Annotated in this window: 8 protein-coding genes and 2 pseudogenes; 7 read left to right on the top strand and 3 right to left on the bottom strand. The window is 46.3% G+C overall.

The features are described from left to right. Positions 1 to 76: 76 nt before the first annotated feature. The 3 genes and pseudogenes from QUA23_RS29700 to thrS form a co-directional block, all read right to left on the bottom strand. Positions 77 to 747 (bottom strand): annotated as a pseudogene (locus QUA23_RS29700) (IS630 family transposase); the annotation flags it as partial. 44 nt (positions 748 to 791) lie between these two features. Continuing rightward, a pseudogene (locus QUA23_RS29695) lies at positions 792 to 1,382 on the bottom strand (DUF4058 family protein). Positions 1,383 to 1,491: 109 nt separating this feature from the next. Continuing rightward, positions 1,492 to 3,321 (bottom strand): threonine--tRNA ligase, encoded by a 1,830-nt coding sequence (gene thrS, locus QUA23_RS29690; protein WP_333079425.1) that lies wholly within the window; start codon positions 3,319 to 3,321, stop codon positions 1,492 to 1,494. 409 nt (positions 3,322 to 3,730) lie between these two features. On the opposite strand from thrS, the gene QUA23_RS29685 reads away from it, so the two are divergent. The 7 genes from QUA23_RS29685 (at position 3,731) to trpE (ending at position 12,263) form a co-directional block, all read left to right on the top strand. After that, positions 3,731 to 4,060, top strand: a complete 330-nt coding sequence (locus tag QUA23_RS29685; RefSeq protein ID WP_333068139.1) for a DUF2605 domain-containing protein — start codon at positions 3,731 to 3,733, stop codon at positions 4,058 to 4,060. A gap of 158 nt (positions 4,061 to 4,218) precedes the next feature. Further along, positions 4,219 to 4,530, top strand: a complete 312-nt coding sequence (locus tag QUA23_RS29680) for a DUF2973 domain-containing protein (protein WP_333079427.1) — start codon at positions 4,219 to 4,221, stop codon at positions 4,528 to 4,530. Positions 4,531 to 5,207: 677 nt separating this feature from the next. After that, positions 5,208 to 7,223 (top strand): DICT sensory domain-containing protein, encoded by a 2,016-nt coding sequence (locus QUA23_RS29675; RefSeq protein WP_333079428.1) that lies wholly within the window; start codon positions 5,208 to 5,210, stop codon positions 7,221 to 7,223. Positions 7,224 to 8,332: 1,109 nt separating this feature from the next. Then, entirely contained in the window at positions 8,333 to 8,833 is a 501-nt protein-coding gene (locus tag QUA23_RS29670) for a peptidoglycan-binding protein (protein WP_333079430.1), read from the top strand. A gap of 300 nt (positions 8,834 to 9,133) precedes the next feature. Then, positions 9,134 to 9,559, top strand: coding sequence for a photosystem I reaction center subunit II PsaD (locus QUA23_RS29665; RefSeq protein WP_333044721.1), 426 nt, complete (start codon positions 9,134 to 9,136; stop codon positions 9,557 to 9,559). Positions 9,560 to 9,722: 163 nt separating this feature from the next. Further along, positions 9,723 to 10,583, top strand: a complete 861-nt coding sequence (locus QUA23_RS29660) for a GNAT family N-acetyltransferase (protein ID WP_333079432.1) — start codon at positions 9,723 to 9,725, stop codon at positions 10,581 to 10,583. A 132-nt stretch (positions 10,584 to 10,715) separates the two neighbouring features. After that, positions 10,716 to 12,263 carry an anthranilate synthase component I gene (gene trpE, locus QUA23_RS29655; protein WP_333079433.1) on the top strand — a complete coding sequence of 516 codons (1,548 nt, stop codon included), beginning with the start codon at positions 10,716 to 10,718 and terminating at the stop codon, positions 12,261 to 12,263. Positions 12,264 to 12,460: the final 197 nt, after the last annotated feature.

The following is a 12,460-nucleotide window of genomic DNA, read 5'->3' as shown; positions in this document are numbered from 1 at the left end:
TTAATTGGGTCAACAGGTAAAAAATGAGTAAAATTACTCATTGACAACTTTGGTTTTAGCTTAACTTGTGAGTAATGTCCATCACCACAACCTGTCCAATTGTCAGTGTCGGAAGCAAACAACTTTCCAACCAGGTTTCCAACACAGTTCGATTACACGCCCCCTCAATAGTGAAGGGAGCGATCAGATTTTGGTTGCACAAGGCAGCAATTATGTTCACCCGTCCCTGGCGCCGACCTGATTTGAGGGCATGGAAGCGCTGCCCTCGCTCATTCCAACCATAATCATATTGAGCTCGACTATCCATCCCTGATTCATCAAGATAGACAATTTTCTCAGGGGGTATTGTAGACAACTGCGTTACAAATGCCTGTCGTTTTTCTTCATCCCGTTCGCAGTAGCCATAGGTCTTTTTTTTCGAGTGAAGCCAATTTTCTTTAACCCTCGTGATATGGTGCGATCACTGATCTGCTCATCCCACAGTGAGGCCATCTCGACTTGAGTTTTATCTCCATAAGTTTTAGCGAACTGACGAAATTTTTCCCAGTCGGTAATTTTATGACCATTACCTTTGGGTTGATTGGGCAACGCTTTAAAGTCCCCAGTTTTTGCTTGCCTGGAAAGCCATAGGTTAATGGTGTTGCGACTAACGTTGAATAGTTGACTGGCTTCGCTAATCTTCAAGCCATCGAGCTTTATAGCTTGGATAACCTTCTGACGAAGGTCGTAACTGTAGGGTTTGGGCATGGGTTTCGCGATCGCATGATTCCGGATTACTTCCAGTATACGTCTTAACCGCCTTGGCGACTGCTATATAAATCTGCCAAGGGTCTTTGATTTGCCCGACTCACTAAAACCCGATAACTAGCTGCAATATTATTTTCTAAAATAGGCAGAGGTTCCCAACCCCGCAACAAGTCAATTTCAACGAAATGAGTGCGACTTCCGAACACCTTATCTCACTTTTCTTCATACATTTCGCGCCCTTTTTCCGGACGTTTATTTGCAGGTAAAAGCACCTCAATCACTGTCACAACTTCCTTAGTGGTCATATCTATAACCTCTAAATACCCTTCTCTAACCTCCTCTGACATGGGTAATGTAACTTTCAAAGGTACGGTAGTTAGTGCGGCGACAGCGGCATTAGAGGTAATTGAATTTTTGGGAGTAGGATTGCGCTGAATAGAAACATCAGGAATCCCGACTAACAGAGATTGTTCCCCCTTAATTTCATAAATTCGCTTTTCAATCGCAACCCGATATTTTGGCACCAGTTGAGGAACCAATGACTCCTGAATCATACCAATCAGCAAGTGATGGACTTCTGACCAAAAATCAGGATGTTCTAAATAAGGATTCATCCCAGGAAAAGGATTAGGCATGAGCGTACTTTCCCTTTACCACTACTATTTTAGCCGCTAGATTAGAAAAACGCAGACAATATCAAACTATCATCTGCGTTAATCCGCGTGCATCTGCGGTTAAAATTCCCTAAAAATCGCCGTAACTACTAATCGCCCCCTGCAACCTCCGAATCACTTCATCAACCGAAATCGCCCCCAACTCCCCAGAAGCCCGAGTCCGAATATTCAAACTATTCGCCTCAACTTCCTTCGCACCCACAACACCCATCACCGGAATTTTATCCTTCTCAGCATTGCGAATCAACTTGCCCAAACGCTCGCTATCCTCATCAGCTTCAGCGCGAATATTGAGCGCCTTCATCTTCGCTGCCACTTCCTTCGCAAACGGCAAAAACTCGGCGCTGACAGGCAACAACCGCACCTGAATCGGCGCTAACCACAGCGGAAAATCCCCCGCATACTGCTCGATCAAAATCCCGATCAAGCGTTCCAAAGAACCGAAAGGAGCGCGGTGAATCATCACCGGACGCTTGCGAGTGCCGTCTTCAGCAACGTATTCCAAATCAAAACGTTCTGGCAAGTTGTAATCTACCTGCACAGTGCCTAATTGCCATTCTCTATCCAAGACATCTTGGAAAATGAAATCGAGTTTCGGCCCGTAAAAAGCCGCCTCCCCAATTCCCTCAAAATAATTCATGCCCAAAGTTTCCACCGCGCGGCGGATCGCACCTTGAGACTTTTCCCAAGCTTCATCGGAACCGATGTATTTCTCTAAATTGTTCGGATCGCGGAAACTCAAACGCGCTTTAAAGTTTTTCAGTTGCAGACTCTTGAAGACTGACAGAATCAAATCCACCACATTTAAGAATTCAGCATCCAACTGTTCCGGGGTGACAAATAAGTGGGAATCATCCACCGTAAAGCCGCGCACCCGCGTTAAACCGCCCAATTCTCCCGATTGTTCGTAGCGGTAAACTGTGCCGAATTCCGCTAAGCGCATCGGCAATTCTCGATAGGAACGCAATTCGCTTTTGTAAATTTGAATGTGAAAAGGGCAGTTCATGGGTTTCATGACAAAACCCTGTTCGTTTGCTGCCGCTTCTTCATCCTCCGCCATCAGCGGAAACATATCTTCTTTGTATTTCTGCCAGTGTCCAGAAATTTTGAACAAATCTACTCTGGCGATGTGGGGAGTCACAACTTGCAAATAGCCGCGCTTGATTTGTTCTTGTTTCAAGTAATCTTCTAAAATACTTCTCAAAACAGTGCCTTTCGGCGTCCACAAAGGCAAACCCGGCCCCACCGGATCGGCAAAGATAAATAAGCCTAATTCTTTACCTAATTTGCGGTGATCGCGTCTTAATGCTTCTTCTTTGCGGTGTTTGTATGCTGCTAATTGTTCGGGAGTTTCCCAAGCTGTGCCGTAAATGCGCTGTAACTGAGCTTTGGTTTCGTCGCCGCGCCAGTACGCGCCTGCTAGGCTTTCTAGCTCGATCGCCTTTGGATTCAACTCACTGGTATTATCCAAGTGAGGCCCGGCGCACAAATCCCACCATTCCTCGCCCAAATGGTAAAGAGTAATTGGTTCGATCAAACCTTCTAAAATTTCTAATTTGTAAGGTTCGTTAATCTCCTTAATTCTGCGTTCCGCTTCCTCGCGGCTGACTTCTTCTCGAATTACAGGCAATTTACGGTTGATGATTTTGATCATCTCTTTTTTAATGGCTTTTAAATCCTGTTCCGTAAAAGGTTCGGGAGTGTCAAAGTCATAATAGAAACCGTTTTCAATCCAAGGGCCGATCGTTACTTGCGCCTTGGGAAATAACTTCTGCACCGCCATCGCCATAACGTGGGAGGTGGTGTGGCGAATTTTTTTTAGTGCCTCCGACTCACTCGTGCGGGGCAACTCTATTTTAACGGACTCTTCTGGAGGGGACATGGATTGTGAGCTAGACATCGGCTGAATTAGCAATTAATTTAGTTGCAGTTGCTTCTATCTTACTCAGATTGGGACAGCAAGCGCCGACTTCCGGCTGGGGGACACTCCGGGAAATTACAGCAATGGCCCGTCAGGGTGGCGACGTTTAGTGCGTCCCGCACTCCGACTCTCAGAAACCGGGTTTTTTACTATTTGGGTGGGCTTTAACCCGTCTTGCCTGAAAAAACCCGTTTTCTAACCACCCGTGAGCTCGCAAACTAATTCGGCAGGATTTGGGGATTTCGACTCAAAAATCGCTGCTGACACAATTAAATTTATTCACACCACCTGCTAATTGTTGTTAAATCATTGAATTTTTGTTAAAAATATGTTACAGATTGTAAAGACCGTCTAAGATTATAATAAATAAATAACCCAATTTTGATCCATGCTTAATTCCAACTTGCCCGAATCAGAATTGCTCAAAGCGTTACTGGAACCGCTGTTAGAGGATTTCAATTACTGGTTTGAGCGATCGGCAAACCTCTTAGAAACTGAGGAAATTCCCTTTCTGAGCGGCGAAGATCAATCTGACTTGGTGGCGCGAGTCAAACAGGCTCAGCAAGAAGTAGGCGCAGCTCAAGCTCTATTTCAAGCAACCGGAGGTCAAGTTGGGATTGAAACCGCAGCACTAATGCCGTGGCACAGACTGCTCGCCGAATGCTGGCAAGTATCGGCGCGTTTTCGCTCATTGCAGTCAGCTCCCCCTGGAAAATAAAAAGGCCTGTTCAAGTTCAACCCGCAGTCAAATCCCAAACCTTGGGAAATGTGGCCACCCACTTGACAACCTCAAACCGATTTCCAGTTAATAAGTTATTACTTGCTGAAACACATTTGTAAATTGCTGTGTGGCTGTTTAGCCCGGAGGAGAAAATAATGTTGCACCTGCTTTATATTTTAGCTTTTACCGTTCTAGCCTTTCTGGCAGTCGGTAACTTAATCCGCAGTCTAGTCACCGTAGGTATGGAGTCCCAGCGCCCTCAACAATTCAGGGCAAATAATCACTACGGATCCTATTCTCGCTCTCAATCTGTACCGCATCCAGAACTTTTAGACGAACACGGAAACGTTGTCAATGAGCCGCTGTTAGTGATGCGTTCGCTGACTGTGCAAGACGCCCGCGAACAATTAGATGCTCTCTACAAATCATCTCCGGGCGGCAACGACGAAGGGGGCGAACTAGCCTGATACAACCACAGCCACAGCATTTATACTCAGGCGCGATGCCTCAAAAAAATATAGGACTTACACCCTAGGTGTCCGAAACTCTTTTTCTTCATAGATTTTTGGTGAAAATCGTTTCCGCTGGCATCGGAATAATCATTTTCCGAGTTCAGTGCGAGCTTACGATATCGCGAGGATGCTCGCACTCTCGGTATCATTCCGCATCTAACGAGATTGGATATAAGTCCTCAAAATAATTGGCCGTTAGTTTTTAACTAATGGCCAATTATTTGTGATTTTTGAAAGTTTAATTGCCGATTAGCCAGATCGATCGCCAAAAACCGGTTCGCCCAAAACCGATACAGATGGCACTGATATCAAATAGCTCAAGAATAGTATAATGCAAGAGATCCGCAAGCGGTGCCTAACAAGTCTGAATGGTGAGAGTGCTAACGCCCGAATCGAAGCCTGAATAGATGAGTTGGCGTCAAAACCTAGAGGTAAAAACAGGTGACTTTGGGATGAACTCAAGGTCTTGGAGGCATACCTCTGCTTAGATTCGTCAAAATGATATGGCTAGCATGATATGACTTAAACAGTCGTGTTATGAAGCATAAATGTATCAGATACTGAAAAGGGATCGCTCTAAACCTCCTATCGATCCTGTTTTGTCATCGGCAAAAATGCACGTTTAAGGCTAGATGATCGTCCCTATTTCGCTACTGGCAGAACTTCTGCAAGCTTTGCCCCAACTGCGGGCACAAATTTATTTCAAATCTTCCATGACAGCTTTGTCTCACGCGATGGAAGACTTAGTTTTGGCGGGTTCCGACGACGAACCGCTAGTCATTGCAAGCTTTCAGCGAGAGCGCTTCTACCGCCAGGAAGCTCACCGCTACCGGCGAATTGCCTCACGCTCGTCTCAGGTATACGTGCTGGCAGCACCGGAAACTGACTTTAAAAATGCTTCGGAGTGTCACGAAACTGTGGCGTTTACACCGGAGGACGGATTGAGTAAAGAGTGGCACTTAGTGGTGCTGGGGCAAAACTACTCAACTTGCCTGATTTGTCAAGAAAAAATTGTGCCGATCGACAATCAGGACGATCGCGGGCCGCAGTTGATGGATCAAGCTCGCAGATTTGAAGGAATTTGGACGTTCGATCGCGAGGTAAGCTCCAAAGCTGCCGCATTGTTGCTCGATAGAATTGTCAATTATCGCCCGGAATTGGCCGAAAAGATCGATCGAGCGCGAACTACTTACAAGCTCAAAACACCGAAAAAAACGCGGAAATCCGCCACTTCCAAAGCCGCCAAACCCGACATAAGTACGAGAAAAAACTCAAAAATTCCCAATCCCAAATTGAGCGATGCTTTTACCGAACGCTTAGTCACCTACTTGCAAGCAGGCCAGCACAAATTGCTCAAAGCATACAGCGCCATCGCCGCTCAGGAACGCAAAGAACGCCTGGTAAACTTAATTACCACGGCAATGCGGCAGTCTCTCAACCCACAAGAAATCGTCGAAGTCGCAGTGCAAGAACTGGGCACTGCCCTGTCGGCAAGCCGGTGTTTGATTTATCGGTGCAAGGCCACAGATGTGGCAGTCAAAATCGATCGCGAGTTTTTGGGACCCGGCGCTAGTTCCATGCTGGATCAGACTTGGCTGTTGCAGGAAAATCAAATATGGAGCGACGCGGTGGCGCGGCAAGAGCGAGTTTACATCCAAGACACATCACAGCACCCGCTGATTGTCAATACAAAATTCCTGGAAAAAACTGTAAAAAATTGGCAAATTGTCTCTTGGTTAATGGTGCCAGTGCTTTATCAGGGGCGGGTTTTGGGAATGGTGGAAATGCACCAGTGCCGATCGGTTTTGCCTTGGGAAGAAGACGAAATTGCTTTAGTAGAGGCGATCGCCACCCAACTCGGAGCAGCCTTAATTCAAGCCGAAACCTACGCTCATTTAGAAGAACTCAACCAACAATTAGAAGCATTAGACCGCACTCGCAGCAATCTAATTGCCATCACCGGACACGAGCTCCGCACTCCGCTTTCTACGATTCAAGTTTGTTTGGAAAGTTTGAACTCCGAACCAGATATGCCCGCAGAATTGCGGCAAATCATGTTAGAAACTGCCCTCGGTGATGCCGATAGAATGCGGAAACTCGTGCAGGATTTCTTAACTCTTTCTCACTTAGAAAGCGGGCGAGTTCAATGGAATGTAGAATCGCTGACGCTGCAAGAATGCGTTGATTTGGCCCTCAGCAGCGTGCGATCGCGCACTGTCGATCAACAGTTACCCGAAATTATCGCCGAAGTGTCCGCAGATTTGCCTTTAGTACAAGCTGACGGAGAGTGGTTGGTGGAGGTGCTCTCCAAACTCTTAGACAACGCTTGCAAATTCACCACACCTCAAGGAAGCGTGACAGTGCGAGCGAAATGCAACGGTTCTCGGATGGTGGAAGTGCTCGTAGCTGATACTGGGAGGGGAATAGAGGCTAATAGTTTAAAAGTAGTGTTCGATCGATTTTATCAAGAAGAAGGAGCTTTGCGCCGCAGCGCCGGCGGTACCGGTTTGGGATTGGCAATTTGCAAGCAGATTGTTGCTGGCTGGGGCGGTAAAATTTGGGTAGATTCCGCAGGGAAAGACCGAGGAAGTGAATTTCACTTTACTATTCCCACTGTTGAGAATCAATTGACAAGTGTTAACTCATGACTAATCACTAATGATTAATTACTAATGACTGCAAACTACCCCTCAGTCTATCCTACATTGGAATACCGATCGCAAACTCTATTCGACCTTCTAGCGATGACAAACATTTCCAAGTTCCCCAATGTTTTTGAGTTACTATCTGATAGCCAATAGACAGTTCCAATCCCGTACCTTTGCCTTATGCTTTTGTTGTAATAAATGCTGTAAATAATTTTGCTGTGACTGATATCAAATCTGTTAGCAGCGGAATTATTTCTATCTCTCTTCTCGACTTTTGCGTGAATCTGCGTCAATCCGTTGTCATCTGCAGTTAATACATTCTCTTTTTCTGAACCGCAGATGAGGGCAGCTCAACACAGATTAACGCAGATGAATTAGATCGATTTCGGTTGCCCCATCGGGAATTGTTGACCGTTGACTGGATTATACAATTCCGATGCTACCGGGATTGATATGATTCCGGTATTTCCAGTCCGCTGTCAGCAATGCGAATCAAAATCGTGTGGATTATTTCCGGTTTTTTCAGGTAACGAAAATACTTGCTTAAAGCCCTCGAACAAATTTAAAAAAATGGGTTTGTGAGCGTCAGATCGCGCAAGTATCGATCGAGTTAATCGATCGACCTAGACACGATAGCCCAGAAAAGTTTTCACTGCAGAACCAGCCTCCGCTGCTACATCCTCTCTCACCCTCAATCCTCACCCTGTGAGATCAGCCTTAAAGGTGATGTGACCACACGGTGTTCAGCTTTAAAATCAAAAGTATCAAAGCAGATTCAGGATGCGCTTGCCGTCTTAAAGCCGGTTTGGCGACAGAATACCTAGGGAGGCTGCTGAAAATTAATATCAGTTTAAAAAAAGAATCCAACTGTAGGTAAGCTGCAAACCCCGATAGTAATCAGTTATGCCGAATCTAAAATCTAAAATCTAAAATCTAAAATGGTATAAGTCTCCTGTCCACAAGTCGTGAGATGGTAAAAGTCGCTCGAATCTGTTGAGGCACTGCCGACGCCAGTGTTGATTCGTGAAAATTTGAGAATGCAAATGTTTCGCCCGGAAAAAGTTTTTTTCCATAAGAATACTCAAACCTAGAGGTTAGGAAAATCGATTATGTCACCTACAACCCAGATGAAATCTACTCAACCTATGGCCAAAAAGCCACAACTACAATTAGGTTCTGAAGGTAAAGCGGTATTGGAACTCGAACAACTGCTAACCAAGTTGCAACTTTATCGGCATCCTGCTAAAGGAATTTTTAACAAAGCAGTTGAATTTTCTGTGAAACTGTTTCAGTTTCGGGTTTTCTTGTCGCCGGACGGTATTGTCGGGCCCCTGACTTGGCAGGCGCTTTATACTGGTGCTCCAGTTGATATGCCGGTACTCAGATTGGGCAGTTCTGGGGAAGCAGTCGCTACTGTTCAGGAAGTTCTCAAAATTTCCAAGCATTATGGCGGTAAAATTGACGGCGACTTTGCTACTTTGACGGACAAAGCTGTTCGGGCATTTCAAAAAAGCTTTGGGATTCAGGCCGACGGGATTGTCAATCAAGAAACTTGGACTGCTTTGAGCCAAATTCCCCGCGGCTATGACCCTAATTGGTTCTTGACTTAGGGTTGACGCGGTAAATTGTTCGATCGTGTGTGGGGGGAAATTGGAGAAACGTGCGATTATTCGGGTGCCCCACAAGCACCCGAATAATTGCTGTTTTTTTTTTGATTATTTTTTCGGTATTCGTGCTGCCTAATTCTGTTTTCTAGCTTTGGTGAAAATTACCAATTATCAATTATTAATTACTAATTATCAATTATCAGAAAAGATCGATCGCCAAAAAACTGTTAATTTTCCTTACAATTTCGAGAACAGCGTGCAGTCTCGATGATACGATGCCGTAAAAATCCTTTGGATATATCTATGGCCGAACAACTTACTGGACAACCCCCAATCTTCGGCGGCAGCACAGGCGGCTTGCTGACCAAGGCGCTAGTTGAAGAGAAGTACGCTATCACTTGGACTAGCCCCAAGGAGCAGGTGTTTGAAATGCCTACGGGTGGCGCTGCGATTATGCGTCAAGGCGACAACTTGCTGCATCTGCCCCGGAAGGAGCAGTGCATCGCTTTGGGCGGCCAGCAACTGCGGGCTAAATTCAAAATCACGAACTACAAAATTTACCGCGTGTTTCCAGACGGTACTACTGAGTACCTGCATCCCAAGGATGGCGTGTTCCCTGAGAAGGTGAACGAAGGTCGTCCCTACAACGGTAAGATTGACCGCAATATTGGCAGCAATCCAAATCCGGCTAAGCTGAAGTTCACAGGTAAGAAGACTTTCGATCCTTAGACCATGACTGCATGGCTGAGCAAAACATAGGTAATATTCCCTGTAAGGCTCAGCTTGTAAACTTGTTTTTGCAGTAGTATTCTGACGCAGCAGGCTAAGCCCGCAGCGCCAAAATACTACTGCAAACTTCTAATCTTATTAAAAGTTAATCGTTAAATTAAAAATGAATGTCGTAATCAGGCGATCGCAGCCTTCTGATATCGATGTTTGCGGTGCCATTACTTATAAAGCTTTTAAAGATATTTCCGATCGCCACCAATTCCCTACAGATTTTCCGACGTTGGAGTTTTCAACTGAAATTATTGGTCTTCTGATCGAAAGTCCGTTGTTTTTTGGCATAGTAGCCGAGAGTGAGGGTGCGGTTGTCGGCTGCGGGTTTATGGACGAACGCAGTCCGATTCGCGGTATCGGGCCTGTCACTGTCGATCGCACTTTTCAAGGCCGCGGCACGGGCCGGGAAATCATGAAAGCTTTGCTGGAACGCGGACAGGACGCTGTGGGTATCCGTTTGGTTCAGGAATCTTTTAATATGGCGTCGCTGTCGCTGTACGCTTCTTTGGGTTTTGAAGTGAAGGAACCTTTCGTGTTAATGGAAGGGAAGTTTCGCAGCCAGCCTCCGTATGGGTTTGAGGTGCGGCCAATGGCTAGTGAGGATGTTGGTGAATGTGCGGCGTTGTGCAAGAAATTATACAGGTGCGATCGAACTAGCGATATTGAGTACGCCCTGAATTTCTTTTCTCCTTGGGTTGCTTGCAAACAAGGTCGGATTGTGGCTTATACTTGTGCGGTGTCGGCTTTGAGCCACAGCGTCGCAGAAACTGAGGCGGATATGCAGGCTTTACTGTTGGGGGCGGCCGCGTCGAACTCCGAAGCACAGGTTTCTTTCCACTTGCCGGTGCGTTACGCAAGTTTGTTTCGCTGGTGTTTGCAAGAGGGGCTGCGCGCGCTCAAACCGATGGCAGTGATGGCAGTTGGCGAGTACCAGCAGCCTCATGGCTGTTGCTTTCCGTCTTTTGTTTATTGAACCCAAGACGGTTAGGACGCTTTTAATCGCTGAAATTATTGCCTGGATTCCATTTTCCTTCCTCCCTCTTCCTTCTTCCTTCTTCCCTCTTCCTTCTTCCTTCTTCTTTCTTCCTTCTTCCTTCTGATATATATGATATTTCCCGATTTCTCACAATTTTCGGAACTGGCGAAACAAGGCAATTTTGTACCTGTGTATCAAGAATGGGTTGCTGATTTGGATACGCCGGTGTCTGCGTGGTATCGGGTTTGTGCGGGCCAACCTTACAGTTTTCTGCTGGAGTCGGTGGAAGGTGGGGAGAAGGTTGGGCGTTATAGTTTGTTAGGGTGCGATCCGCTGTGGATTTTGGAGGCAAAGGGATCTCGTACAACTCAAATTTACCGCGACGGTTCCGAAAAAGTATTTACGGGCGATCCGTTTGCGGCTTTGACTGAGTGTTTGGAACCCTACAAACCGGTGAAATTGCCGCAGTTACCGCCGGGAATTGGCGGGTTATTCGGGTTTTGGGGTTACGAGTTAATTAAGTGGATAGAACCGCGAGTTCCCGTGCATCCAGCAAGCGAGAATGATTTGCCGGATGGATTCTGGATGCAGGTGGATAATTTGCTGATTTTCGACCAGGTGAAGCGAAAAATTTGGGCTGTCGCCTATGCGGATTTGCGGGAGATTGGCGTTGATTTGGCCGATGCTTATCAGCAAGCGTGCGATCGGGTTTCTCAGTTAGTTGATAAGCTGAAATCGCCACTTTCTCAGCAATCTACTCTGATAGAATGGACTCCTCCCAATGACGGGCAAGATGCCCGTTCCACAACCGGAAATACAGAATTGAGTTACACCAGCAATACTACTCCCGAAAAGTATTGTGCCAATGTATTAAAAGCTAAGGATTATATCACAGCGGGAGATATTTTTCAAGTTGTTATTTCCCAGCGGCTGGAATCTGAATACAGCGGCGATCCTTTTGCACTTTACCGCTCTTTGCGTCTGATTAATCCTTCTCCGTACATGGCATATTTCAATTTCGGAGATTGGCAGATTATCGGTTCGAGTCCAGAGATTATGGTCAAGGCGGAAAATACTGCCGATGGCAAAAAGATAGCAACTTTGCGACCGATTGCCGGCACTCGCCGCCGGGGTAAGACTCCTCAAGAAGATGATGCTTTGGCTGCTGAATTGCTGCAAGATCCGAAAGAAATTGCGGAACACGTCATGTTAGTTGATTTGGGTAGGAACGATTTAGGCAGAGTGTGCCGAAACGGTACGGTAAAAGTTGACGAATTAATGGGAATTGAGCGTTATTCTCACGTGATGCACATTGTGAGCAATGTGGTGGGAGAATTGGCTGAGGATAAGACGGCTTGGGATTTGTTGAAAGCTGGTTTTCCTGCGGGTACGGTTAGCGGTGCTCCGAAGATTCGGGCGATGGAAATCGTGCACGAGTTGGAAGGTTGCCGCCGGGGGCCGTATTCTGGGGTTTACGGGTATTATGATTTTGAGGGACAGTTGAATAGTGCGATCGCCATTCGGACTATGGTTGTTCGTTCTTTAGGTGGTGACAAACATTCGGTTTCTGTGCAAGCAGGTGCTGGTTTGGTGGCTGATTCTAACCCGGATATGGAGTACGAAGAAACGCTCAATAAAGCCAGGGGAATGTTGGAGGCAATTCGCTGTTTGAAGTAGCGAGGCGGAGCCTCTGGATCTGTGTTACCAGGCAGAGCCTGGTAACAAGAAAATCCGGTTTCTTTGCGTAAGTCCTATTTAGCTCAAGGGGTGACAACAAGGCTACAAGGCACTCTCGATCAGGGATAAAGCATGAAGCCCTTGTTGAAAATTGAGTCGTTTGTGGGGTTTGAGATTCATCAGTACGGCGGCTAAAT

Origin of the sequence: Microcoleus sp. Pol1C5, assembly GCF_036701115.1 — a bacterium.
Taxonomy (GTDB): Bacteria; Cyanobacteriota; Cyanobacteriia; order Cyanobacteriales; family Microcoleaceae; genus Microcoleus.
Note: the sequence above shows the minus strand (reverse complement) of the source record. Positions and strands in the feature narration are given on the sequence as shown.